Annotated in this window: 26 protein-coding genes; 10 read left to right on the forward strand and 16 right to left on the reverse strand. The window is 71.9% G+C overall.

From position 1 onward, the window contains the following. Positions 1 to 295: 295 nt before the first annotated feature. Together ACWDN5_RS06785 and ACWDN5_RS06790 are read right to left on the reverse strand one after the other, a co-directional pair. Positions 296 to 1,540, reverse strand: coding sequence for an RNA polymerase sigma factor (locus ACWDN5_RS06785; protein ID WP_449675062.1), 1,245 nt, complete (start codon positions 1,538 to 1,540; stop codon positions 296 to 298). Positions 1,541 to 1,545: 5 nt separating this feature from the next. Next, a complete protein-coding gene (locus tag ACWDN5_RS06790) occupies positions 1,546 to 1,896 on the reverse strand; it encodes a YciI family protein (RefSeq protein ID WP_310974413.1) in 351 nt (116 codons plus the stop codon). A 104-nt stretch (positions 1,897 to 2,000) separates the two neighbouring features. On the opposite strand from ACWDN5_RS06790, the gene ACWDN5_RS06795 reads away from it, so the two are divergent. From ACWDN5_RS06795 to ACWDN5_RS06805, 3 genes are read left to right on the forward strand one after another with little or no spacing between them, the layout of a single operon-like run. Next, positions 2,001 to 2,450 (forward strand): hypothetical protein, encoded by a 450-nt coding sequence (locus ACWDN5_RS06795; RefSeq protein WP_310974414.1) that lies wholly within the window; start codon positions 2,001 to 2,003, stop codon positions 2,448 to 2,450. Next, positions 2,444 to 2,668, forward strand: a complete 225-nt coding sequence (locus ACWDN5_RS06800; RefSeq protein ID WP_310974415.1) for a helix-turn-helix transcriptional regulator — start codon at positions 2,444 to 2,446, stop codon at positions 2,666 to 2,668. Before ACWDN5_RS06795 ends, ACWDN5_RS06800 begins: the two co-directional genes overlap by 7 nt. Then, positions 2,665 to 3,630, forward strand: coding sequence for an NAD(P)-dependent alcohol dehydrogenase (locus tag ACWDN5_RS06805; protein ID WP_449675065.1), 966 nt, complete (start codon positions 2,665 to 2,667; stop codon positions 3,628 to 3,630). The genes ACWDN5_RS06800 and ACWDN5_RS06805 overlap by 4 nt, the downstream gene beginning before the upstream one ends. Here ACWDN5_RS06805 and ACWDN5_RS06810 read toward each other — a convergent pair. From ACWDN5_RS06810 to ACWDN5_RS06825, 4 genes are all read right to left on the reverse strand, one after another. After that, positions 3,620 to 3,805: a hypothetical protein gene (locus ACWDN5_RS06810; protein WP_449675067.1), complete on the reverse strand. Its 186-nt coding sequence runs from the start codon at positions 3,803 to 3,805 to the stop codon at positions 3,620 to 3,622. The genes ACWDN5_RS06805 and ACWDN5_RS06810 overlap by 11 nt on opposite strands. A 25-nt stretch (positions 3,806 to 3,830) precedes the next feature. After that, on the reverse strand, positions 3,831 to 4,646 hold the full coding sequence (locus ACWDN5_RS06815) for an NAD(P)H-binding protein (protein ID WP_449675069.1): 816 nt from the start codon (positions 4,644 to 4,646) through the stop codon (positions 3,831 to 3,833). A 55-nt stretch (positions 4,647 to 4,701) separates the two neighbouring features. Next, positions 4,702 to 5,073: a YciI family protein gene (locus ACWDN5_RS06820; protein ID WP_310974419.1), complete on the reverse strand. Its 372-nt coding sequence runs from the start codon at positions 5,071 to 5,073 to the stop codon at positions 4,702 to 4,704. Positions 5,074 to 5,239: 166 nt separating this feature from the next. After that, positions 5,240 to 6,619, reverse strand: a complete 1,380-nt coding sequence (locus tag ACWDN5_RS06825) for an MFS transporter (protein ID WP_449675070.1) — start codon at positions 6,617 to 6,619, stop codon at positions 5,240 to 5,242. Between the two features lie 24 nt (positions 6,620 to 6,643). On the opposite strand from ACWDN5_RS06825, the gene ACWDN5_RS06830 reads away from it, so the two are divergent. Beyond that, positions 6,644 to 7,075 carry a MerR family transcriptional regulator gene (locus ACWDN5_RS06830; RefSeq protein ID WP_310974421.1) on the forward strand — a complete coding sequence of 144 codons (432 nt, stop codon included), beginning with the start codon at positions 6,644 to 6,646 and terminating at the stop codon, positions 7,073 to 7,075. Positions 7,076 to 7,078: 3 nt separating this feature from the next. Here the strand turns inward: ACWDN5_RS06830 and ACWDN5_RS06835 are convergent, their stop codons facing one another. Beyond that, positions 7,079 to 8,164, reverse strand: a complete 1,086-nt coding sequence (locus ACWDN5_RS06835; RefSeq protein ID WP_449675090.1) for a serine hydrolase domain-containing protein — start codon at positions 8,162 to 8,164, stop codon at positions 7,079 to 7,081. 153 nt (positions 8,165 to 8,317) lie between these two features. Between ACWDN5_RS06835 and ACWDN5_RS06840 the strand changes: the two genes are divergently transcribed. The 3 genes from ACWDN5_RS06840 to ACWDN5_RS06850 all read left to right on the forward strand — a co-directional run bounded on the left by ACWDN5_RS06840 (position 8,318) and on the right by ACWDN5_RS06850 (position 12,265). Next, positions 8,318 to 10,543, forward strand: a complete 2,226-nt coding sequence (locus ACWDN5_RS06840) for a molybdopterin-containing oxidoreductase family protein (protein ID WP_449675073.1) — start codon at positions 8,318 to 8,320, stop codon at positions 10,541 to 10,543. Positions 10,544 to 10,652: 109 nt separating this feature from the next. Beyond that, a complete protein-coding gene (locus tag ACWDN5_RS06845) occupies positions 10,653 to 11,168 on the forward strand; it encodes a hypothetical protein (RefSeq protein WP_310974755.1) in 516 nt (171 codons plus the stop codon). Further along, entirely contained in the window at positions 11,165 to 12,265 is a 1,101-nt protein-coding gene (locus tag ACWDN5_RS06850; RefSeq protein ID WP_449675075.1) for an MAB_1171c family putative transporter, read from the forward strand. Before ACWDN5_RS06845 ends, ACWDN5_RS06850 begins: the two co-directional genes overlap by 4 nt. On the opposite strand, the gene ACWDN5_RS06855 is transcribed toward ACWDN5_RS06850, so the two are convergent. The 3 genes from ACWDN5_RS06855 to rlmN are packed head-to-tail and all read right to left on the reverse strand — an operon-like array spanning position 12,246 to position 14,024. Next, positions 12,246 to 12,566 (reverse strand): hypothetical protein, encoded by a 321-nt coding sequence (locus tag ACWDN5_RS06855; protein ID WP_449675076.1) that lies wholly within the window; start codon positions 12,564 to 12,566, stop codon positions 12,246 to 12,248. The genes ACWDN5_RS06850 and ACWDN5_RS06855 overlap by 20 nt on opposite strands. A gap of 52 nt (positions 12,567 to 12,618) precedes the next feature. Continuing rightward, positions 12,619 to 12,885 carry a hypothetical protein gene (locus ACWDN5_RS06860; protein WP_310974425.1) on the reverse strand — a complete coding sequence of 89 codons (267 nt, stop codon included), beginning with the start codon at positions 12,883 to 12,885 and terminating at the stop codon, positions 12,619 to 12,621. Positions 12,886 to 12,917: 32 nt separating this feature from the next. Next, a complete protein-coding gene (gene rlmN, locus ACWDN5_RS06865) occupies positions 12,918 to 14,024 on the reverse strand; it encodes a 23S rRNA (adenine(2503)-C(2))-methyltransferase RlmN (protein ID WP_310974426.1) in 1,107 nt (368 codons plus the stop codon). A gap of 150 nt (positions 14,025 to 14,174) precedes the next feature. Here rlmN and ACWDN5_RS06870 point away from each other — a divergent pair, with 150 nt between their 5' ends. Next, positions 14,175 to 14,747: a hypothetical protein gene (locus ACWDN5_RS06870; protein WP_449675079.1), complete on the forward strand. Its 573-nt coding sequence runs from the start codon at positions 14,175 to 14,177 to the stop codon at positions 14,745 to 14,747. On the opposite strand, the gene ACWDN5_RS06875 is transcribed toward ACWDN5_RS06870, so the two are convergent. Together ACWDN5_RS06875 and ACWDN5_RS06880 are read right to left on the reverse strand one after the other, a co-directional pair. Continuing rightward, a complete protein-coding gene (locus ACWDN5_RS06875; protein ID WP_449675081.1) occupies positions 14,740 to 17,034 on the reverse strand; it encodes a transketolase-like TK C-terminal-containing protein in 2,295 nt (764 codons plus the stop codon). The two genes, ACWDN5_RS06870 and ACWDN5_RS06875, sit on opposite strands and share 8 nt — an antisense overlap. A 107-nt stretch (positions 17,035 to 17,141) precedes the next feature. After that, positions 17,142 to 17,627 carry an Lrp/AsnC family transcriptional regulator gene (locus tag ACWDN5_RS06880; protein ID WP_310974429.1) on the reverse strand — a complete coding sequence of 162 codons (486 nt, stop codon included), beginning with the start codon at positions 17,625 to 17,627 and terminating at the stop codon, positions 17,142 to 17,144. 104 nt (positions 17,628 to 17,731) lie between these two features. Between ACWDN5_RS06880 and ACWDN5_RS06885 the strand changes: the two genes are divergently transcribed. Continuing rightward, positions 17,732 to 18,349, forward strand: coding sequence for a PadR family transcriptional regulator (locus ACWDN5_RS06885; protein ID WP_449675083.1), 618 nt, complete (start codon positions 17,732 to 17,734; stop codon positions 18,347 to 18,349). Here ACWDN5_RS06885 and ACWDN5_RS06890 read toward each other — a convergent pair. Beyond that, positions 18,292 to 19,098 carry a class I SAM-dependent methyltransferase gene (locus ACWDN5_RS06890; protein WP_449675092.1) on the reverse strand — a complete coding sequence of 269 codons (807 nt, stop codon included), beginning with the start codon at positions 19,096 to 19,098 and terminating at the stop codon, positions 18,292 to 18,294. The two genes, ACWDN5_RS06885 and ACWDN5_RS06890, sit on opposite strands and share 58 nt — an antisense overlap. Before the next feature lie 114 nt (positions 19,099 to 19,212). On the opposite strand from ACWDN5_RS06890, the gene ACWDN5_RS06895 reads away from it, so the two are divergent. After that, positions 19,213 to 20,058 (forward strand): VOC family protein, encoded by an 846-nt coding sequence (locus tag ACWDN5_RS06895; protein WP_310974431.1) that lies wholly within the window; start codon positions 19,213 to 19,215, stop codon positions 20,056 to 20,058. Here the strand turns inward: ACWDN5_RS06895 and ACWDN5_RS06900 are convergent. From ACWDN5_RS06900 to pyrH, 3 genes are read right to left on the reverse strand one after another with little or no spacing between them, the layout of a single operon-like run. After that, positions 20,055 to 21,197, reverse strand: a complete 1,143-nt coding sequence (locus ACWDN5_RS06900; protein WP_449675085.1) for a CDP-archaeol synthase — start codon at positions 21,195 to 21,197, stop codon at positions 20,055 to 20,057. The genes ACWDN5_RS06895 and ACWDN5_RS06900 overlap by 4 nt on opposite strands. Continuing rightward, entirely contained in the window at positions 21,197 to 21,754 is a 558-nt protein-coding gene (gene frr / locus ACWDN5_RS06905; protein WP_003065592.1) for a ribosome recycling factor, read from the reverse strand. The genes ACWDN5_RS06900 and frr overlap by 1 nt, the downstream gene beginning before the upstream one ends. Before the next feature lie 48 nt (positions 21,755 to 21,802). Beyond that, positions 21,803 to 22,546 carry a UMP kinase gene (pyrH, locus tag ACWDN5_RS06910; RefSeq protein WP_013223864.1) on the reverse strand — a complete coding sequence of 248 codons (744 nt, stop codon included), beginning with the start codon at positions 22,544 to 22,546 and terminating at the stop codon, positions 21,803 to 21,805. Positions 22,547 to 22,568: the final 22 nt, after the last annotated feature.

Here is a 22,568-nt window from a genome sequence, read left to right on the forward strand (position 1 = left end):
GGAGCAGCAGAGCAAGCGGCGACGAGCTGCGGCGGCGGAGCAGGCTGCGGCGGAGCAGGCTGCGGCGGAGCAGGCTGCGGCGGAGCAGGCTGCGGCGGAGCAGGCTGCGGCCTCGGCGGCAGCGGCAGCGGCAGCGGCAGCGGCAGCGGAGGTAGCAGCAGCGCCCGCGGCAGCGGCAGCGCCCCCCACCCCGCGCCTCTTACCCCTCGACCTCCGCCAACCGCCCCGCAAACGAACCCCGCAGCGGCGGAAGCCGAGCCGCCCAAGCGAGCGGCAGCGCCCACCACCCCTCCCCCTACCCCTCCACTTCCGCCAGCCGCCCCCGCAAATGGACCCGCTCCGGCTCGGTCCCCGCCAGCTCCAAGGCCTCCCGGTACGCCGAAGCCGCCTCCTCGACCCGACCGAGCCGGCTCAGCAAATCCCCTCGCGCCGCCGGGAATGGGCTGTACCCCCGCAACCGCGGCTCCTCCGCCAGCCCCTCCAACAACGCCAGCCCTGCCTCCGGACCGTCCCTCATCGCCACCGCCACCGCTCGGTTCAGCTCCACCACCGGCGACGGCGCCAGCCTGCCCAGCACGTCGTACAACGCCACGATCTGCGGCCAGTCCGTGCTCGCCACGTCCGCCGCCTCGTCGTGGAGGGCCGCGATCGCCGCCTGGACTCCGTACCAGCCCGGTGGGCCTCCCGTCAGCGCCTGCTCCACCAGCGCCGTCCCCTCGGTGATCATCGAGCGGTCCCAGCGGCTGCGGTCCTGGTCGTCCAGCAACACCAGGTCGCCGTCCGGGCCCGTTCGGGCTTCCCGGCGGGCGTGGACCAGCACCATCAGCGCCAGCAGGCCCGTGACCTCCCGCTCCCCCGGCAGCAACCGCCGGAGGATGCGGGCCAGGCGGATGGCCTCCTCCGCCAGGTCGAGCCGCTGGAGGTCCGGGCCCGAGCTGGCCGCATAGCCCTCCGTGAAGATCGAGTACACCACCTGCAGCACGCCCGGCAGCCGGCCGGGGAGCTCGGCGGCGTCCGGGACGCGGAACGGGATCCGCAGCGTGCGGATCCGGTTCTTCGCCCGGACGATCCTCTTGCCCATCGTCGCGCTCGGCACCAGGAACGCGCGCGCCACCTCCGGGGTCGTCAGCCCGGCGAGGCAGCGCAACGTCAGCGCCGCCCGGTCCTCCGCCGGCAACGCCGGGTGCGCGCACGTGAAGAACAACTGGAGCCGCTCGTCCGGCAATCCACCCGACGGCGAGGGCGGGGCGGGCGCCGTGCGCTCGGCCTCGACCTGCAGCACCGCGAGCCGGGCCGCGTAGGCCTGGTCGCGGCGCAGGCGGTCGACCGCCTTGCGCCTGGCCGTCGTCATCAGCCAGGCGCCCGGCTTCGGCGGCACGCCCTCGGCCGGCCAGTGCACCAGCGCCGCCTCGATCGCCTCCGACGTCACCTCCTCGGCGAGGTCGAGGTCGCCGAACCGGCGGGCGAGCGCGGCCAGCAGCAGCCCGCGCTCCTCCCGGAACACCGCCTCGAGGGTGAGCCGGGGCGCCTCGCCCGCCACCGCCGTCAGCCCTCGTAGCCGGCCAGCGGCCGGACCACGATCGACCCGCCGTCGCGGGAGCCCGGGCAGCGCGCCGCCCAGTCGAGCGCGACGTCGAGGTCCGGCACGTCGACGACGAAGTAGCCGCCGAGCACCTCGCGGGACTCGGCGAACGGGCCGTCGGTGACCAGCCGCTCGCCGCGCTCGTCGACCCGGACCGTGGCCGCCGTCGTGAAGTCGGCGACCGAATCGCCGCCGACGTGGACGCCGGCTTCCTTCAGGGACTTGTCGAACAGCATCCAGTCGTCCGGCGTGCTGCAGCCGGTGGGCGCGCCGTCGGCGTCGAGAGCGGCGTTGATCAGCATCAGGTACTTCACGGTTCCTCCTGTGGCTCGGTTGCCGTACGCCAGCACTACGAACGACGGCCGGCCCGTTGGACACCCTGCGCCGGAATTTTCTCATGTCAAGAAACTTTGACACGATGTCTGGTTTGTTTTACCTTGGCGAGGTGACCCACGAAGAGAAGAACGCCTGGATCCTGGGGATTGCCGCGGTGGTGAGCTACGCGGTGTACCTCGTGCTGGTCCTCGGCCGGGCCGGCGGGCGGCCGCTCGCCGAGGTCCCGTACGTCGCGGCGCTGCTCTGGACGGTCGGCACGTCCATCGTCGCGACGATCGTGCTGAGCATCGTCGTCGCGATCGTGTCGAAGGACGGCGCGAAGGATCAGCGCGACGTCGAAATCGGCCGGCTGGGCGAGCACGTCGGCCACTCGTTCGTCGTGATCGGCGCCGTCGCCGCGCTGCTGCTGGCGATGGCCGAGGCGCCGCACTTCTGGATCGCCAACGTCATCTACCTGGCCTTCACCCTGTCGGCGGTCCTCGGGTCGATCACCCGGATCTTCGCCTACCGGCGGGGTTTCCAGCCGTGGTGAAACCGACCCGCGTCACGAACTCGCTGCGCGCCCTCCGGTTCGCGCACGGCCAGATGACCCAGGCCGAGCTCGCCACCCGGCTCGGGGTCACCCGCCAGACCGTCATCGCCATCGAGCAGGGCCGCTACTCGCCCTCGCTCGAAATGGCGTTCCAGATCGCGCACGTGTTCGGAGTCCCGCTCGAAGAAGTGTTCCAGTACCCGGAGGAGTCGTCGTGAAAGCCATCGTCCAGGACCGCTACGGAAATCCCGGCGTTCTCGAACCGCGCGACATCGAAAGACCGGCGCCCGGGCCCGGCGAGGTCCTCGTGCGCGTGCACGCGGCCGGCGTCGACCCGGGCGTCTGGCACCTGACCACCGGGCAGCCGTACCTGGTGCGCCTGCTCGGTTTCGGTGTCCGCAGGCCGAAGAACCCCGTGCGCGGCCTCGACTTCGCGGGCACGATCGAGGAGACCGGGGACGGCGTCACGAAGTTCCGCCCCGGCGACGAGGTGTTCGGCGAGTGCACCGGCGCGTTCGCCGAGTACGCCGTCGCGAAGGCCGATCGGGTCGCGGCGAAACCGGCCCGGCTCTCGTTCGAGCAGGCGGGGGCCGTCGCGATCTCCGGGTGCACCGCCCTGCAGGGCCTGCGCGACGCGGGCCGGGTCCGGCCGGGCCAGTCCGTCCTGGTGATCGGCGCCGCGGGTGGCGTCGGGTCGTTCGCGGTGCAGCTGGCCAAGACCTTCGGCGCCGAAGTCACCGCGGTGTGCAGCACCGGCAAGACGGACCTGGTCCGCGAGCTCGGCGCCGACCACGTCGTCGACTACACGCGCGAAGACTTCACCGGCCGGCGGTACGACCTCGTCCTGGACACCGCGGGCGCGCGCCGGCTCAGGCACCTGCGCCGGGCGCTGACGCCGCGCGGCACGCTGGTGCTCGTCGGCAGCGAGACCGGCGGCCGGTGGCTGGGCGGCACCCAGCGGGTCGCCGGCGCGGCGCTGCTGAGCCTGTTCGTGGGCCACCGGCTGCGCGGCCTCGTCTCCGCGGTCCGCGGCGCGGACCTCGAAGTGCTGCGCGAAACGATCGGAGCCGGCGGCCTCACGCCCGTGCTGGATCGCACCTACCCGCTCGCCGACGCCGCGGCCGCGATCGACTACGTCCACAAGGGACACTCGGCCGGCAAGGTCGTGCTCACGCTCTGAAGCCGCGGTCCTGCAGCTTCTTGATCCGGTCGACCTGGGCGGGGTGCCCGGCCAGCAACCGCGCGGCCATCGGGTCGGCCCGGTCCTCGCCGAGCCGTTTCGACCAGGCGAGCACCGGGCCGAGCAGCACCCAGCCGGCGGGGAGGACCCAGAAGTACGCAGGCCACCCGGTCACCGTTCACGCTGCTCTCCCCACCGGGTCAGCGGAAGACGCCCGCGTGCGCCTCGGCCCACTCCTCGAACGTCCGCGCCGGCCGCCCGGTCACCTCCGAAACCGTCGGGTGCACCGTGGCCTCGTCCAAGGTCCCGTCGACGTAGAAGTTCCAGAACGCGTCGACGTACTCGCGCGGCATGCCCGCTTCGAGCTCCACCCGTGTCTCGTCGTCCGACAGCTCAACAGTCCGCAGGTCCCGTCCCAGCACCGAGGCCAGCACCGCGACCTGCTCCGCGGGCCGCATCGCCACCGGCCCGGTCAGTTCGTGCACCAGCCCTTCGTGCCCGCCGGCCAGAGCGAGCGCCGCCACCGCCGCGATGTCCGCCGGGTCGATGCACGCCACCGGGACGTCGGGGAACTGGACGCGGACCGTGTCGCCCGCGCGCAGCTGCGGCAGCCAGCGCAGGGCGTTCGACATGAACGCGCGCGGCCGCAGGAACGTCCAGTCCAGGCCCGATTCCCGCGCCGCGCGCTCGGACAGCGTCATGTACCGGGAGACGGCGTTGTCCAAGTCCTCCAACGCCGCCGAGCCCCCGGACAGCAGCACGATCCGCCGCACCCCGGCGTCCCGCAGCAGGCCGGACATGTCCTCGTAGCCGGACAGCAGGAAGACGCCCTCGACCCCCTTGAGCGCGTCCGTGAGGCTTCCGGGCGAGCCGAGATCGCCCACGGCGGCTTCGACCCCGTCCGGGAGGACGACGTCCGGCCGGCGCACCAGCGCCCGGACCGGGGCGCCCACCGCCGCGAGTGCCGAAACCACTTCCGCGCCGACGTTGCCGGTGGCGCCGGTGACCAGGAACATCCGCTCAACCCCCCGGAGTCTTTGTCCCGGCCAGCCTAGCGCCACCGGACGGACGTCAGTCCTGCGTCGGCAGCTCGTCGAACTCGACGACCTGGCGGACCTCCACCTCGATGTCCTGGTCGAACAGCTCGACGTAGCGCTTGGCGAACTCGACGGCCTCCGCCCGGTCCGCCGCGTTGATCAGCGCGAACCCGCCGATGACCTCCTTGGCCTCGGCGAACGGCCCGTCGGTCACGCGGATCGCGGCCCCGCGCGGCTTGCGGACCAGCGAGCCCTTCTCCGTCGGGTGGACGCCCTCCGCGGTGATCAGGATGCCCTTCTCCGCCGCCTCCTGGATGAACCCGCCCATCTGCTCGATGAACTCCTGGCTCGGGTTCCAGCTCTTCGGGTCCTGCTCGTCGACCCGGTGCATCATGAGAAACCGCATGGTGTGCTCCCTGGTGTTCCCTCGGCCGGGGTCCGGTGCGTTCCCGGACGCGGTGACCGGCCTTCACCCCCGCGTCGAACGGCCGCGACCGGCGTTCGACATTTCCCCGGGGAGATTTTTCCGGCAGCGTACCTGTGAGCTGCATCACCAGGAGGGTGCGCGTCGATCATCCCGTCGGTCGCGGGAGGCTGAGCTCGTCGAACAGCGCCGCCGCCCGGTCGGCCGTCGCGGCCGCCCGGCGTCCGGTGCTCAGCAGCGCCAGGACGACCAGACCGGCTCCGAGCCCGGCGACCAGCCACCACACGCCGTGTCCCGCGCTCGAAAGCGCGACGCCGAGGGTGGTCCCGGTCTGCCGTCCGGCGGAGGCCAGCGACGCGGCCACCCCAGCCATCGACCCCGGCATGCCGGAGACGGCGGTGTTCGTGATCGGCGGGTTCACCGTGCCGAGGAACACGCCGAACAGCAGGAAACTCGCGAGCACGGCGGGCAGCGGCGTGGCCGGGCCGAGGAACGCCGAGACGACGCCGCCCACGGCGAGGGCGGCACCGGCGACCACCAGCGGCCACCGCGGCCCGCGCGTGCCGACGAACCGTCCGGTCCGCGGGGACAGGACCAGGACCAGTACGCCGACCGGCAGCAGGCACAGGCCCGCTCTCAGCGGGGTCAGGCCCCGGACGTCCTGCAGGTACTGCGTCGTGACGAACAGGAAGGCGCCGAACCCGCACAGCGCGAACAGGGCCATGACGATCGCCGCGCTGAACGAGAGGCTGCGGAACAGGCGCAGTTCGAGCAGCGGATCGGTGCGGCGCGGTTCGTAGGCGAGGATGCCCAGGACGCCGAGCCCGGCGAGGACCAGCAGGCCGACGCTCCACGGTGACGTCCAGCCCAGCCGCGGCGACTCGATCAGCGCGGCGACGACGCTGCCGAGCACCAGCAGCACGAGCACCTGCCCCACCGGGTCGAACCGGCGGGCCCGCGGCGCACGCGACTCGGGCACGAACAGCGTCGTCGCGACGAGCGCGGCGGCGATGATCGGGACGTTGACCCAGAAGACGGCCCGCCAGCCGAAGCCGTCGACGAGCGCGCCGCCGAGGATCGGCCCGAGCGCGAGCGCCAGGCCCGACATCGAACCGAACACGCCGATGGCGCGAGCGCGCTCGGCCGGCGCGGGGAAGGTGGTGGCGACGATGGCCATCGCGACCGGGTTGAGCATGGTGCCGCCGGCGGCCTGCAGCGCGCGGGCCGCGATCAGCCAGCCGATGCCCGGGGCCAGGCTGCACAGCAGCGACCCGAGGCCGAAGAGGGCGAGCCCCCACCGGAAGACGCGGCGGCGGCCGAACCGGTCGGCGGCGGACCCGGCGAGCACGAGGAAGGCCGCCAGCACGAGCGTGTAGGCGTCGACGGTCCACTGCAGTCCGGAGACGGAAGCGCCCAGGTCACGGCGGATGGCGGGCAGGGCGACGGTGACGATGGAGATGTCCATCACCACGACGACGATGCTGGCGCAGCAGATGGCGAGCACGAGCCCGGGACGGTTGGTGGTCATGCCTTCGACGCTAGGATTTAGAGCGTGCTCGAAGTCAACCCGATCCCCGCGGAGGGCCTGTCGATCGCGGACGCGGCCCGCCGGACCGGGGTCAGCGCCCACACGCTGCGCTACTACGAACGAGCGGGCCTGGTGGTGACCCGGGTCGACCGCACGAGCGGCGGCCGGCGCCGCTACCACAAACTGGACCTGGACTGGATCAAGATCTGCACCAAGCTCCGCGCGACGGGCATGCCGATCAAGACGATCCGCCGGTACGCGGACCTCGTCGCCGCCGGCCGCGGCAACGAGCAGGAACGCCTGGCCCTGCTGGAGGAACACCGCGCCGACGTGCTGGCGAGGCTGGCGGAGCTGGAGGAGAACCTGAAGCTGATCGACCGGAAGATCGGGGTGTACCGGGGCCGCCTGGAGGCGGGTGACGCGGACGGCCTCTGGGCGCCGGGCCGGCCGCGCTGACGCCTACCCCAGGCCGCTGTACGCCGCGCCGACCATGGTCATGCCGCGGCCGTCGCCGACGATGGCGTCGAGCATCTGGTTCATCGCGTAGGCAACGGTGAGGCCGGCGTCGAGGTCGTTGAACACCAGCGAACCGCCCATGCCGCCCCAGAAGCAGTTCCGGCCGCTGATGCCGTAGCCCAGGCCGTACCGCATCGGGACGCCGAAGCCGTAGTCGAGACCGTGGTACTGCTCCTCCAGTGCCCGCTCACACCCGGTCCGCGAGAGCAGCCGGACGCCGTCGACGGCCCCGCCGGCCGACAGGACCGACTGGACCCGGGCGACGGACCGGGCATTGCCGTAACCGGCCCCCGACGGGATTTCCGCGCGCCGCCAAGCCGCGGTGTTCGTGTCCTCGGGCACGAACTCGGGATTGGGGGCGGCGTCGAAGAGTTCGGTGGGCGGCGGCACGGTCAGCCCGCCGGGCGGGGCGAGGGACGGCGCCACGCGGTGGTGGTGGCGGTCGGGCAGTCCGATGTGGAAATCCGCGCCCAGCGGCCCGGCGACCTCCGCGGCGAAGAACGCGCCGATCGTCTTCCCGGTGATCCGGCGGACGATCTCTCCGAGCAGGAACCCCTGCGTGAGCGCGTGGTAGCAGCCGATTTCCCCGGGTGTCCACCGTGGTTTCTGCGCGGCCAGCAGCGTGGTGACTTTGCCCGGGTCGCCGATGTCTTCGAGCGTGATCGGCGTGTCCCAGACCGGCAGCCCCGCCGTGTGCGACAGAACGTGCCGCACGCGGACGTCCGCGGCGCCGAACTCCGGCCAGTACCGGACGAGCGGCGCGTCGAGGTCGAGCTCGCCGCGATCGGCGAGGATCAAGGCGCACAACGCGATCATCGTCTTGGTCGTGGACCAGACGTTGGTGATCGTGTCTTCTTCCCAGGCCACGGTCCGGCCGGCGTCGGCGTACCCGCCCCACAGGTCGGCCACCAGCTCGCCGCGGAAGACGACCGCGACCGAAGCGCCGACGTCGTCCTTGCCCAAGGACTCCGCGAGCGCGTCGCGCACCTCTCCGAACCGCTCGTCGCACGTTCCGTGCACCTGCACCATGGGCACGGACTCAACTCCGTCTCCCCCGGCCACGCCACCGAATTAAAACCGGCGAATTCCCCACGAAAAGTCCTTTATCAACTTGTAGTGCGCCACCCGGGTGCGCCGGTGCCACGATGAATGCTCCGGACGGACGTATCGAAAGGTGCGCCGATGGCGACCGAAGTGGCGACCTTCTGCCCGCTGTGCGTGTCCCGGTGCGGGGCCACCGCCACCGTCGAGGACGGACGCCTGCTCGCCCTGCGCCCGCTGCCCGGCCACCCCACCGGGCAGGCCCTCTGCGTCAAGGGCAAGGCCGCGCCGGAGATCGTCGAGCACCCCGGCCGGCTGCTGCACCCCCTGCGGCGGACCGCTCCGAAGGTCGCGGCCGACCCCGGCTGGGAGCGCATCGGCTGGGACGAGGCCCTGGCCACCGTCGCGACGCGGCTGACGGCGATCGCCGCCGGGTCCGGGCCGGAAGCCGTCGTGTTCGGCAGTGCCTCGCCGTCGACGTCGGCGATGTCCGATTCGGTCGACTGGCTGACCCGGCTCCGGCGGGCCTTCGGGAGCCCGAACCTGGTCAGCTACATGGAACTGTGCGGCTGGGGACGCCACCTGGCCACCACCTACACCTGGGGCGAGCCGGTGCCCGGCGCCTACCTGCCCGATCTCGACCACGCCGGCTGCGTCCTCTACTGGGGGTACAACCCGTCGGTGTCCCGGCTCGCGCACGCCACCGCGACCACGGCGGCGCTGCGGCGGGGCGCGAAGCTCGTCGTCGTGGACCCGCGCCGGGCCGGCCTGGCCAGCAAGGCCGACCACTGGCTGCGCGTCCGGCCCGGCACGGACGCCGCCCTCGCGCTGGCGATCACCCACGAGATGATCGAAAACGGCTGGTACGACCCCGACTTCGTCGAACGGTGGACCAACGCGCCGTGGTCGGTCCGGACCGACACCGGCGAGCTGCTGGCCCCCGGCACACCGGTGCCGGCCGGGGTGGCGACCCGCCGGGTCTGGGACCTCATCGCCGAAGAGTGCGCCCGGTTCGCCCCGGACGTCGCCGAGCGGATCACCGGCGTCCCCGCGGACCGGATCACCGCCACGGCCCGGCTGCTGTGGGAGGCGCGCCCGGTCGCGTTCTACACCTGGAGCGGGCTGGAGCAGCACAGCAACGCCACGCAGACCGTCCGGGCGATCGGCCAGCTGTACGCCCTCACCGGCTGCCTCGACGTGCCCGGCGGGAACGTGCTGTTCACGCCCGTGCCGGCGAACCCGGTCGACGGGACGGCGCTGCTGCCGGACGGGCAGCGGGCCAAGGCCATCGGCGTCGGCGAGCGGCCGCTCGGCCCGGCGCGGTTCGAGTACGTCACCGGCGAGGACTTCTACCGGGCGGCGCTGGACGGCGTCCCGTACCGGGCCCGGGCGCTGGTCAACTTCGGCGCCAACCTGGTGCTGGCCCACGGCGACAGCGCGCGTGGCCGGGACGCCCTGCGCGCACTGGACTTCTTCGTGCACACGGACCTGTTCATGAGCCCGACCGCGGAGCAGGCCGACATCGTGCTGCCGGCGACGAGCGCGTGGGAAGCCGAGGCGCTGCGGATCGGGTTCGAGACCGGCCAGGACGCGCAAGCCACCGTCCAGCTGCGGCGTCCGCTGGTCGCCCCGCGCGGCGAAGCGCGTCCGGACCTGCGGATCATCTTCGACCTCGCGGTCGCGCTCGGGCTGGGCGAGCACTTCTTCGACGGCGACATCGAGGCGGCCTGGCGCCACCGGCTCGCCCCGAGCGGCCTGAGCCTCGAACAGCTGCGGGCCGCCCCCGAGGGCATCCGCCTGCCGCTGCGGACGGTCCACCGCAAGTACGAACGGCAGGGGTTCCGGACGCCCTCCGGCGTCGTCGAGCTGTACTCCGAAACGCTGCTCCGGAAGGGGTATCCGCCGCTGCCGACCTACGACGAGCCGTCGATCAGCCCGCTGTCCCGGCCGGACCTGGCGGCCCGCTACCCGCTGGTCCTGACCTGCGCCAAGTCGCTGTTCTTCTGCGAGACCCAGCACCGTGCGATCACGAGCCTGCGCAAGTCCGCCCCCGACCCCCAGGTCGAGCTGCACCCGGACACGGCGGCGGCCCGCGGCATCACCGCCGGCGACTGGGTGCGGCTGGAGACGCCCCGGGGCAACGTCCGCGCGCGGGCGAAGTTCAACGTCAACCTCGACCCGGGCGTGGTGTGCGGCCAGCACGGCTGGTGGCAGCCGGCGGCGGGCCTCGGCGAGCCGGGCTACCCGGTCACCGGCGAGGGCAGCGCCAACCTCAACCTCGTGCTGGCCCAAGGACCGAGCGACCCGGTGAGCGGCAGTTCACCGTTGCGCGCGTCGCTGTGCGAGATCGCGCTGGAGAACGGCTGACGGCTCCGGGTCCCCAGGGCGGGCGATGATCGTCCGGGGTGCCGTCGTCTACCGTAAGGGTGGAACGGGCTACCGTCCGTATGCTCCGACGGCGATGGCAAGGCGGCTGGTGAAGGAACGCGAGTTGCGGCGCCGCTGCAGGCGGCTGCTGAACGAACTGGGCATCCGGCCCCCGCTGGACGTCCTCGAGCTGTGCCGCAGCGTCGGCGAGCAGCGCGGCCGCCCGATCCGGCTGCTGCCGCACCGGATCCCGGTGCCGGGGCCGTTCGGGGCCTGGATCGCCACCGCCCAGGCCGACTACATCGTCTACCAGCAGGACACGAGCAGGGCCCACCAGCGCCACATCATCCTGCACGAGCTGGGCCACATGCTGGCCGGTCACGGCGCCACCGCGGAGAACCCCGACCTGGTCGGCCGGCTGGCGCCGGGCCTGGAACCGGAGGCGGTCCGGCGAGCCCTGCTCCGCACGTCCTACGACACCGACCACGAGCGGGAGGCCGAGACGGTGGCGACGATCATCCTGGAGTGGGCCTCGGTCCTCGACCGGGTGGCACCGCCGTCGTCGGACGAGGGCGCCGCGCGGCGGATCGACGCGGCGCTCGACGAACGGCTGGGCTGGCTGTGAACAGCAAGGTCACGCTGATCGTGCTCCAGGGCGTCATCCTGTTCCCGGCGCTGCTGTGGAAGATCTACCAGCTGACGCGCGCCCCGGGCGACATCGCGCGCTGGATGGTCACCGCGTGCCTGGCCTGCTTCGCGGCCGCGTACCCGCTGGGCCTGCTGGCGGGCGACGTCAACCAGCCGGATCCGGGGCGGATCGTGCCGCTGCTGTTCCAGCACATCTTCCTGTGCGGGCTGGTCTTTTCCCTGGCGTGTTTCTTCCTGTTCTCGGCCCTCCCGGCTGACCGGGCCCGGCGCCGCGCGCTGCTGGAACTGATCCCGCTGGCCACGGCGATCCTGGTGATGGCGACGGTGACGGTTTTGATGCCGGACGTCCCGCCCGCGCAGTACCCCCGGGGCGCGGTGTCGGTCTTCTACCTCGCGGCGGATCTGTACCTCACATACGGCATCGCGAGCGCCTGCTTCTTCGCGCGTCGCTACGCGCGTGGGGCGGCACCACGGCTGGCGCGGGGTTTGTCGGTGGCGTCGGTGGGTTTCGCGATCGGCGCGCTGGGCGGAGCGACCCTGATCGCGGTGGTCCTGGTCCGCTGGACGGGTGCGGCGATCCCCTGGCTGCTGGTCCAGGGCACGGTGTTCCTGGTGTTCCCGAGCGCGATCCTGCTCGTGGTGGGCCTGTCCTACCCCGGCGTCGCCACCCGTGTGGCGGCGGGACGCGTGTGGTGGCAGCACCTGCGCACGTACCACCGCCTCCGTCCATTGTGGACAAAGCTGCACGAGGCGTTCCCCGAGGACGCACTGAGCCGGACCCCGCTGGGCCGCTGGGACACGCTGAGCCTCCTCGGCGTCCACCGCCGGTATTACCGGAGGGTGATCGAATGCCGCGACGGGCTGGTCCGGATCAGCCCGTACGTCGCGTGCTCGGAAGGCCCGCTGCCGGATCGGCTTAAGGAGGCGTTGCGCGCCCACGCCCGGGGCGAGCAGGTCCCGGAGGAGCCGATGCCGATCGCCATCCCGGACGGCGGCAGCCTGGACGAGGACGCCCGGGAGCTGGTCACGCTGTCGGAGTCCCTGGCGTCCCCGGTCAGCCGCACGGCACGGTGAGTTCCGCGCCGTTGGCGGTGTAGGTAGTGATCGCCGTCCCTTGGCACGCGTACTGCACGACCCCCTTGCCACTGGCCACGACCTGCGCGCCACCGTCGGCCGGCCGCGAAATCGAGACGGGCAACGGGACGATGGGCCCGAGCGGGAAGTAGGAATACTGGTTGACCGCGGTCAGCGTGGTCCCGCTGAAGGTGAAGCTCTGGATCGGGCCACTGACGGCGTGCGCGGGAGCAACCCCGGCACCGCTCAGCGCGACAACCCCGACGGCGACCGTGGCGTATCGAGCAATCCGATGCGGCATGCCTACCGTTCTAACACCGCGGCCGCGGGGTGTCTGCCGCCATTCGTGCCGGTCAGCGGTCAAGCCACGGAGCGAGCAGCTTCTCCAGATCGGCATCCGAAAGCGCCCGCGGGCCGCCGTGGAACTCGTGCCACCGCGAAGCGTCGCGCGCCGCGTTGTACTCGACCTCGTACGCCCGCATCAGGACGTACATGAACGTCACCGAGCTGAACCGCTCACCGAGCAGCGTCCGCGCCTGGCGGGCGACGTCCGTGGCGCCGGTGAAGTCCGACAGTTTCAACGATTCCGCAGCCGGGTCCAGCAGGCTGGGCGCATACATCACGACGATTTCTCCATAACCGAAACGAAAACTCAGCCTTCGGCAGCAAGCTGCCCGCAGGCGGCGGCGATCTCCTGGCCGCGCGTGTCACGCACCGTGCACGCTACTCCCCCGGCGTTCACCAGCCGCACGAACTCCCGCTCCACCGGCTTCGGCGACGCATCCCACTTGCTGCCCGGCGTCGGGTTCAGCGGGATCACGTTCACGTGCACCAGCTGACCCAGGTGCTGCCTCAACCGCTTCGCGAGCAGCTCGGCCCGCCACGGCTGGTCGTTGATGTCCCGGATCAACGCGTACTCGATCGACACCCGCCGCCCGGAAGTATCGGCGTAGTACCGCGCCGCCGAGAGCACCTCGTCCACCGACCACCGGTTGTTCACCGGCACCAGCGTGTCCCGCAGCTCGTCGTCCGGCGTGTGCAGCGACACCGCCAGCCGCACCTGCATCTTCTCGTCCGCCAGCTTGCGGATCGCCGGCGCCAGGCCCACCGTCGACACCGTCACCGAACGCTGCCCGATCCCCAGCCCACCGGGAGCGGGATCGGTGATCCGCCGCACCGCCGCCACGACCCGCTTGTAGTTGGCCAGCGGCTCGCCCATGCCCATGAAGACGATGTTCGACAGCCGGCCGGGGCCACCGGGCATCGTGCCGTCGCGCATGACCGCCGCCGCCGAGCGGACCTGGTCGACGATCTCCGCCGTCGACAGGTTGCGGTCCAGGCCGCCCTGGCCCGTCGCACAGAACGGGCAGGCCATGCCGCAGCCCGCCTGGCTCGAAATGCACAGCGTCGCGCGGTCCGGGTACCGCATCAGGACGCTCTCCAGGAGCGTGCCGTCGTGGGCGCGCCACAGCGTCTTGCGCGTCGCGCCGTTGTCGGCCGCCAGGGCGCGGACCTCCGTGAGCAGCGTCGGCATCAGCGACTCGACGAGCCGCGCGCGCGAAGCCGCCGGGATGTCCGTCATCTCCTCCGGGTCCACCGTCAGGCGGGAGAAGTAGTGGTTCGACAGCTGCTTCGCGCGGAACGGCTTCTCCCCCAGCTCGGCGACGGCGTCCGCACGCTCGGACACCGAGAGGTCGGCGAGGTGGCGCGGCGGCAGGCCGCGCTTGGGCGCGTCGAAGACGAGGGGAAGGGCAGTCATAACCGGACCAGTGTCCCACGCGCGCGCCGGGGTCGCCCGTGGCGCCCCCACCAGGTGTACCCCAGGTCACGGACCGCCCCCGGTCGGCGGGGCCGGGTCACCCACAGGGATGATCCACCGTGCACCGCGTCCGACGAGAGAGGTGAGCGCGTGTCCCTCCGGCACCTTGTCCTGGTTGTCGCCCTCACCCTGGGCGTCGCCGCCTGCAGCCCCCCGGCGGAGAACGGGCCCGAGAAGCCGAGCGGGCCGCAGGCGAACGTGGGCGCCCTGCACCTGCCCCTGCCCGCGGGCGCGACCTACACCGAGCACAGCCCGGACGGCCTGCTCGACGGCTGCATCGCCGAAGGCACCGCGATCTGCGAAGCGCGGGTCCTGGACCTGCGCAAGGCGGACCCCGGCGCCCCGATCAACCCGCCGAGCACGAAGCGGCCCTTCGGCTGGTACACCGGCACCGACCTGCCGACCTGCATCACGCCCGCTTCGCCGCCCGGAAAGGCCTCGGGAGCCAAGGACAGCAAGCTCCTCGACTCCGGCTTCGCGCCGATCGGGCCCAAGAAGGCCGAGTACGGCCGCTGGCAGGTCACCTGCGAGAACTCGGCGCAGAACAACCAGGTCCGGATGTGGTGGCTGCCGACGAGCAAGGTCCTGGTCGTCCAGTACGGGTCCTTCCCCGGCTGGGACGCCAAGATGGACACGCTGCTCGCCGGCGCCACCTTCAGCTGACGGCGTCGAGCGCGGCCCGGATGATCGCGTCCGTGTCGATGCCGTGGTGGCGGTAGACGTCCTCCAGCGACCCCGACTGCCCGAAGCCGGTGACGCCGAGCGCGACCGAGGGGACCCGGTTGATCCCGGCCAGGAACGCCAGCGTGTGCGGGTGCCCGTCGAGCACCGTGACCAGCGGCTTGGCCCGCGAAGCCGGGAAGACCTGGTCCAGGATCCACGACTCGGCGCCGCCCCGGCCGGACCGGGCTTGCACGGCCTCGAACAGCAGGCCCGGGCTGGTCACGCAGACGACGTCCGCCTCGACGCCGACCTGGGCCAGCCGCTCGGCCGCCGCCAAGGTGTCCGGCACCAGCGCGCCCATCGCGGCGAGCGTGACGGCAGGTGAAGCGGCGCGCCGCAGCAGGTACGCGCCCGCCACGACCTGACGGCGACGACGTTCGCGCGCGGCCGGGTCGGCGGGCACCGCGGCGAGGGTCTGGTCGACCGGGCGCGTCGAGAGCCGGAAGTACGACGACGTCCCGCCCGGCTTGCCGAGCCGGCCGAGCGCGGCCAGGAGCGTCCACTCGGTGTCGATCGCGAACGCCGGTTCGTAGCTGACGCAGCCGGGCTGCTCGATGCCGATCGACGGCGTGGTGATCGACTGGTGCGCGCCGCCTTCCGGGGCGAGCGTGACACCCGACGGCGTCCCGATCAGGATCGACTGCCCGCCCGCGTAGATGCCGAAGGACCACGGTTCCAGCGCACGCTCGACGAACGGGTCGTACATGACGCCGATGGGCAGCAGCGGCTCGCCCCAGCGGCTCCAGGTCGCGCCCAGCTCGCCGAGAAGGCCGACCAGGTTCGTCTCGGCGATGCCCAGCTCGACGTGCTGGCCGGTCGGCTTCTCCCGCCAGTGCATGATCGTCTCGGGGTCGTCCTCGAACCAGTCGCGGCGCTCGGTGGCCGACCACACGCCGACCTTGTTGACCCAGCCGCCGAGGTTGGTCGTCGAGCTGACGTCGGGGCTGACCGTCACCACGCGCTTCGCCGCTTCGGGCGCTTCGCGCGTCAGGTCGAGCAGCACGCGCCCCAGCGCTGCCTGCGTCGTCGCGGTCCCGGACGGTGTACGTCCGATGTCGACCGGCAGGTCCAGCGAAGGCGCCGAAGGAACGTCCGTACGGCGAAGGCGCGAAGCGACTTCAGCGCACAACGCGGCTTCGGGCGACCCGGCAGCGAAGCCCTCCCAGGGCGAAGCGAGGTCCGTACCCAGCGAAGCGGCCAGCTCTTCCATCTGGGCCACGGTCAGCAGCGAGGAGTGGTTCTGCGGGTGCCCCTGCGTGGGCAGGCCGCGGCCCTTGACGGTGTAGCAGAAGATCACCGTCGGCCGGTCGTCCGATATGGACGCGAAAACCTCGTCGAGCGAGCCGAGGTCGTGACCGCCGAGGTTCCGGATCGCGGCCAGCAGCGTCTCGTCGTCCAGCGAGGCGACCAGCTCACTCAGTGCGGCGTTCCCCGCGGGCAGCCGGTCGCGCAGCTGGACGGCGTCGCAGCGCAGCAGCCGCTGGTACTCGGGGTTCGGCATGCCGTCGATGCGGGCGCGCAGCTCGGCGCCGCCGGGCCGGGTGAACAGCTCCTCCAGCAGCCGCCCGTACTTCAGGGTCAGCACCTGCCAGCCGGCGGCGTCGAACATGCCCTGCAGCCGCCCGGCCGCGATGTTCGGGACCACGCGGTCGAGGGACTGGCGGTTGAGGTCGACGATCCAGACGATCTCGCCGAGCTCCGCGACGGCCGGGTCGAGGATGGCCTCCCAGATCGCGCCTTCGTCGAGCTCGGCGTCACCGACGAGCGAGTACTGCCGTCCGGTGCCGGCCGCCGAACCCCGGGTCGTCAGGTAGCGGCGGGCCAGCGCACCCCAGATCGGGGCGGTGGCGCCGATGCCGACCGAGCCGGTCGAGTAGTCGACGGGGTCGGGGTCCTTGGCCCGGCTCGGGTAGCTCTGCAGGCCGCCGAACTCGCGCAGCGTCGGCAGGTAGGTCTCGTCCAGCTCGCCGAGCAGGTAGTTGATCGCGTGGAGCACCGGCGACGCGTGCGGCTTCACCGAGACGCGGTCTTCGGGGCGCAGGTGCCGGAACCACAGCGACGTCATGATCGACACGAGCGACGCGCACGACGCCTGGTGCCCGCCCACCTTGAGCCCGGACGGGTTCGGCCGGACCCGGTTGGCCTGGTGCACGATCGCGGTGGCGAGCCAGAGGACCCGCTGCTCGATCGCGGTGAGCGCCGGGGCGGTCACGGGGGCATGGGTCATCGTCGACACCTTTCGTGCAGGAAGCGCACACCAGGACAGCACTGGTGGACGCATCGCACAACCGATGCCGCCGCAAGTGCGCAGAATGCGCACCGGATCCCGGGGGCTCAGGCCTCCGGCTGCGCAGAATGCACGCGCTCCAGCAGGGGCGCCAGCCGGTACGGGACGAGCTCGCGCATGACGAGGGAGATGTTCGTCCGCTCCACGCCGGGCGAGGCCAAAATGTGGCCGGCGATCCGGTAGAGGTCGTCGGCGTCGACGGCGACCACCTGCACCATCAGGTCGCTCGCCCCGGTCAGCCCGCACACCTCGGTGACCTCGGGGATCGCGGCGAGGGCGGTGCCGATCTCGGCGAGGCGCCGCTGGTCGACCTGCGCGTTGACGAACGCCCGCAGCGGGTAGCCCAGCCGCGCCGGGTCGATCCGGCGCTCGAACGACCTCAGGACGCCGCGCTGCTCCAGCCGCACGAGCCGGGCCTGCACCGTGTTGCGGGACAGGCCCAGCCGCTCGGCCAGCGCGACCGCCGTGGACCGCGGGTCCTCCCCCAGCGCCTGGAGCAGGCGCGCGTCGATCTCGTCGATGGTTTCCGGCACACGCCGATCTTCCCAGGTGACCGGCGTCACCGAAGACCGGTTGCCAGCCGACCGTTTCCGATATATCGTGAACGTGTCGCAACAGTTCGAGAAAGGAACATGACATGCGTAGGCAACGACACCCCTTCGCCCACGAACGTGGGCGCGCACCCTTCGGGTCCTTCGGTGGTTTCGGCGAGTTCCCCCCGGGCTTCGGCCCCGGTGGACGCGGTCGCGGCCACGGCCCGCACCGGCGGGGTCACGGCGGACGGCGCAGCCGCCGCGGTGACGTCCGCGCCGCGATCCTGGCGCTGCTCGCCGAGCAGCCCCGGCACGGCTACGAGATCATCCGCGAGATCGGCGAACGCTCCGGCGGCTTCTGGCGCCCGAGCCCGGGCTCGGTCTACCCGACCCTGCAGATGCTGGCCGACGAAGGCCTGGTGATCAGCAAGGACGAGAACGGCAAGAAGCTGTTCGAGCTGACCGACGCCGGCCGCGCCGCCGCGGAAGAGCAGGACAGCACCCCGCCGTGGGAGCAGATCGCGCAGGACGTCGACCCGGTCGAGGTCGGGCTCGCGAAGGCGGGCAAGAACCTGGCCGCCGCCGTCGTGCAGATCATGCGCGCGGGGTCCGAGAGCCAGCAGGCCCGCGCGGCCGAGGTGCTCAACGACGCCCGGCGCTCGCTCTACGGCATCCTCGGCGAAGACGAGAACGAGTCCGCTTCGCCGGAGAAGGCGGAGTGACCAGGCAGGACGAGGCCGGTGGGCTTGACCCGCGCGTGGACGCGGTAGCCCACCGGCAGCGTCAGGTCCTCGGCGCGATTCCCGTTACGCTGCAAGGACTCCGCGATCGCCTGTTCGGCGACCGGCCGGCTGAACTCGATCTTCAGCACGGCTTCGAGGTCCGCGGCGGTCGCGAAACGCCATTCGGTCGCGACGCGGCGGCAGCCGAACCCGGCCCGGGCGAAGAACCGTTCCACGGCGCCCGGGTCGTAGTGCGGTAGGTCGGCGCGCATCCAGCGGCCGTAGGGCTCGCTGGTGACGTCCAGGTCGACGATCAGGATCGCGCCGCCCGGCCGCAGCACCCGTTCCGCCTCCGCCAGCCCGGGCTCGCAGCCGGGCCCGAAGAAGTACGCCGTGCGCGCGTGGACGATGTCGACACTCGCGCTGCGGACCGGCAGCCGCTGCGCGCGGCCCATCCGGACGTCCACGTTCGACAGTCCCTCGATGCGCTTCAGCGCGCTTCGCACCAACGGCTCGTGCGGCTCCACTCCGAGCACCGAGCGCGCGTCCCGGGCGAAGCGCGGCAAGTGAAACCCGTCACCACAGCCGACGTCCAGCACGTCCAGGCCGGTCCAGTCGTGCTCCTCCCGCAGCACCCGCCAGATCTCCCCGCCGCTGTCCTGCGCGCGGTTCTCCAGCTCGTAATCGGCCTGGTAGTACCAGATGTTGGGGCTCGGCACGACCTCCGTGCGCCGCGACGACCACCGCACCCCCGCTGCTCCTTCCGGGTCCTCGTCGCCGGGCCGTGCCCGCACGGTGGCGAATTCTTGGCGGAAAACTCACGGATCACGCCTAGAATCCGGTGGGTATCGGGAGGAGCACCCATGGCAATCGGCCCGTCCAGTACCCCGTCCCCGGTCCCGGCCGGAATTCCGTGCTGGATCGAGCTGGCCTGCCGGGAGCAGGCCGTGGCGGAAAGATTCTACGGTGCCCTCTTCGGCTGGGAGTACACCACTCAGCGAGACCCCGCGACGTCCGACGGCCGCTACGCCATCGGCGCGCTCAACGGCCTCCCGGTCGGCGGGCTCTACCGCGCGGCCCAGGGTGCGCCGCTGGGGTGGATGCCGCACATTTCCGTGCCGCACACCGCGAGCGCGGCCGAGTGGGTGGAGCACCTCGGCGGGCGGATCACGCTCGGGCCGGTGGCGATCCCGGACCGCGGCACGATCATGCACGCCCTCGACGCGTGCGGCGCGCCGGTGGTGTTCTGGGAGGTGCCGCCGAACTGGGAGTTCGTCACCGGCATCCCGAACACCTTCAGCGGCGCGGACCTCAACACCCACGACGGCGTCGCGGCGGATCACTTCTACACCAAGCTGTTCACCTACGGCAGCCATCAGATCGGCGACGGCGAGATGCTGGACTACGTCGAATGGCTCATCGAGCACGAGCCGGTGCTGTACCGGTACGTGATGGGTTCGGAGTACAGCCTCGACACCCCGCCGCACTGGCTCGTGTACTTCGACATCGACCCGGCCCGCGGAGTCGACGCGGTGGCGGGCGAAGCGATCATGCACGGCGGCACGGTGGTGATCCAGCCGTACGACACGCCGTTCGGCCGGATGGCGATCCTCGCCGACCCCGAGGGAGCGGTGTTCGCGGTGATCGACCACTCGCGCGTCACCGAAGGCTGGGGCCGCGCGGAGGTCGACGACCCCTACGACGACTAGACCGGAACGAACGCCGAAAGCAGCAGCCAGGACACGACGGCCGACGGCAGCAGCGAGTCGAGCCGGTCCATGATCCCGCCGTGCCCGGGCAGCAGCGTGCCCATGTCCTTGACGCCGAGGTCGCGCTTGATCAGCGACTCGACGAGGTCGCCCAGCGTCGCGGTCAGCACGATGGCGACCCCGAAGATCACGCCCTGCCAGACGTGGCCGTCGAGCAGCAGGCTGAGGGTGAGTGCCCCGGCGACGACCCCGCCGATCACCGAGCCGGCGAAGCCTTCCCAGGTCTTCTTCGGGCTGATGGTCGGCGCCATCGGGTGCTTGCCGCCGAGAACGCCGGCGATGTAGCCACCGGTGTCCGACGCGACGACGCCGATCAGGAAGGTGAGCACCCGCCCGACGCCGTCCTCCGGCGGTACGAGCATCGCCGCGAAGGCCCCGAAGAGCGGCAGGTACGCGGCGGCGAAAGTGGACGCGCTGATGTCGCGCAGGTAGCCCTTCGCGCCGCCGGGCAGCCGCCAGAGCAGGCAGGCGAGGACGGTGAGGACGAACGCGGTGAGCGCGCCTTCCCGCCCGAACGGCCAGGCGAGCCAGATCATCGCCTGCCCGCCGACGAGTACCGGGATCATCGCGACCCGGATGTCGGCGACCCGGCGCAGCACCCCGGCGAATTCGAAGGTGCCGACCGCGATCGCGATCGCGATGATCCCGATGAAGAGATAGCGAACGGTGAGCAGCGAAACGATGATCGCGGCGCCGAGCAGAAGGGCGACCCCGATGGCCGCGGGCAGGTTCCGCCCGGCCTTGGAGGCCTTCTTGACCGCATCCGGCGGCGCCGGCGTGTCCGACGCACCCGTCTCCGGGTCCGCGGGAGTGCCCTGGGCCGCGGCCGCAGGCGCTTCCGCAGCGGTGGTCCCGGCGGCCGACAACCGGGCCGCTTCGCCGGCCTCCGAGGTCTCCGGCACGACCGGCGTCCCCGTGGCCCGGCCGGTTTCCGAGGTCGCCGAAGCCCCGCCCTCGCCCGGGAAGTCCGGCGTGGCCGGCGTGCCGGCTTCGCCCGGCTCCGGCGTCCCGGGCGCGGCCGCCGGGTGTGCTCCGGTGGCGTCCACCCGGTCCTCGCGTTCCTCGCTCACCTGTGCCATCAGACCTCGAGCAGCTCGGCTTCCTTGTGCTTGACCAGCTCGTCGACCTTGTGCACGTAGGTGTCGGTCAGGTTCTGCAGTTCCTTCTCCGCGCGCGCGACGTCGTCTTCACCGGCCTCGCCGTCCTTGGCGATGCGGTCCAGCTCGTCCTTGGCCTTGCGGCGGACGCTGCGGATCGAGACGCGGGCGTCCTCGCCCTTGCCCTTCGCGACCTTCACCATCTCCTTGCGCCGCTCCTCGGTGAGCTGCGGGATGACGATGCGGATGACCTGCCCGTCGTTGCTCGGGTTGACCCCGAGGTCCGACTCCCGGATCGCCTTCTCGATCGCGCCGAGCTGCGACTGGTCGTACGGCTTGATGAGCGCCATCCGGGCTTCCGGCACGTTCACGCTGGCCAGCTGGTTCAGCGGGGTCGGCGAGCCGTAGTACTCGACGACGATCCGCGAGAACATCGCCGACGAAGCCCGGCCGGTGCGAACCGACTGCAGCTCGTCCTTGGCGACGGACACCGCTTTTTCCATCTTCTCCTCGGCATCGAGGAGGGTCTCGTCGATCACGGTCACTCCCGTAGTTGTGATGGGTGGCGCTTGCTGATCCCAGCAGGTCTAGGCCGGCACCCCGGCAGTGGGGGTGCTGACCAACGTGCCGATTCTTTCACCACTCACCGCGCGGGCGATGTTCCCCTCGGTGAGCAGGTTGAACACGATGATCGGCATGTTGTTGTCCATGCAGAGGCTGAACGCCGTCGCGTCGGCGACCTTGAGGTCCCGCTCCAGCACCTCGCGGTGGGTGATCTCGCGGAACATCTCGGCGGTGGGGTCGGCCTTCGGGTCCGCGGTGTAGACGCCGTCGACGGCCTTCGCCATCAGCACGGCTTCGCAGCCCAGCTCGAGCGCCCGCTGCGCGGCCGCGGTGTCGGTCGAGAAGTACGGCATGCCGACCCCGGCGCCGAAGATCACGACGCGGCCCTTCTCCAGGTGCCGCTCGGCGCGGCGCGGGATGTAGGGCTCGGCGACCTGGCCCATCGTGATGGCGGTCTGCACGCGGGTGGGCAGGCCCTCCTTCTCCAGGAAGTCCTGCAGCGCCAGGCAGTTCATCACGGTGCCCAGCATCGCCATGTAGTCGGCGCGGTCGCGGTCCATGCCGCGCTGCGACAGTTCGGCGCCCCGGAAGTAGTTGCCGCCGCCGATCACGACCGCGACCTGGACACCGGTGCGGGCGACGTCGGCGATCTGCTGCGCGACCGAGTGCACGACGTCGGGATCGACGCCGATCGAACCACCGCCGAACATCTCGCCGCCCAGTTTCAGCAGCACCCGCCGGTAGCCACCTTCGACCCGGTCACCCATCTATGTCGCCTCCTAGGCCTCT

The sequence above is a fragment of the Amycolatopsis sp. NPDC003731 genome (assembly GCF_053586895.1).

Bases quoted from the DNA above. Each gene is read 5' to 3' on its own strand.
- ACWDN5_RS06795 (WP_310974414.1), top strand. From the start codon at position 2,001: ATGTCTGGTTTGTTTTACCTTGGCGAGGTGACCCACGAAGAGAAGAAC.
- ACWDN5_RS06815 (WP_449675069.1), bottom strand. From the start codon at position 4,646: ATGTTCCTGGTCACCGGCGCCACCGGCAACGTCGGCGCGGAAGTGGTT.
- ACWDN5_RS06820 (WP_310974419.1), bottom strand. From the start codon at position 5,073: ATGCGGTTTCTCATGATGCACCGGGTCGACGAGCAGGACCCGAAGAGC.
- ACWDN5_RS06825 (WP_449675070.1), bottom strand. From the start codon at position 6,619: ATGACCACCAACCGTCCCGGGCTCGTGCTCGCCATCTGCTGCGCCAGC.
- ACWDN5_RS06835 (WP_449675090.1), bottom strand. From the start codon at position 8,164: ATGGTGCAGGTGCACGGAACGTGCGACGAGCGGTTCGGAGAGGTGCGC.
- ACWDN5_RS06840 (WP_449675073.1), top strand. From the start codon at position 8,318: ATGGCGACCGAAGTGGCGACCTTCTGCCCGCTGTGCGTGTCCCGGTGC.
- ACWDN5_RS06855 (WP_449675076.1), bottom strand. From the start codon at position 12,566: ATGCCGCATCGGATTGCTCGATACGCCACGGTCGCCGTCGGGGTTGTC.
- ACWDN5_RS06860 (WP_310974425.1), bottom strand. From the start codon at position 12,885: ATGTATGCGCCCAGCCTGCTGGACCCGGCTGCGGAATCGTTGAAACTG.
- rlmN (WP_310974426.1), bottom strand. From the start codon at position 14,024: ATGACTGCCCTTCCCCTCGTCTTCGACGCGCCCAAGCGCGGCCTGCCG.
- ACWDN5_RS06875 (WP_449675081.1), bottom strand. From the start codon at position 17,034: ATGACCCATGCCCCCGTGACCGCCCCGGCGCTCACCGCGATCGAGCAG.
- ACWDN5_RS06885 (WP_449675083.1), top strand. From the start codon at position 17,732: ATGCGTAGGCAACGACACCCCTTCGCCCACGAACGTGGGCGCGCACCC.
- ACWDN5_RS06895 (WP_310974431.1), top strand. From the start codon at position 19,213: ATGGCAATCGGCCCGTCCAGTACCCCGTCCCCGGTCCCGGCCGGAATT.
- ACWDN5_RS06900 (WP_449675085.1), bottom strand. From the start codon at position 21,197: ATGGCACAGGTGAGCGAGGAACGCGAGGACCGGGTGGACGCCACCGGA.
- pyrH (WP_013223864.1), bottom strand. From the start codon at position 22,546: ATGGGTGACCGGGTCGAAGGTGGCTACCGGCGGGTGCTGCTGAAACTG.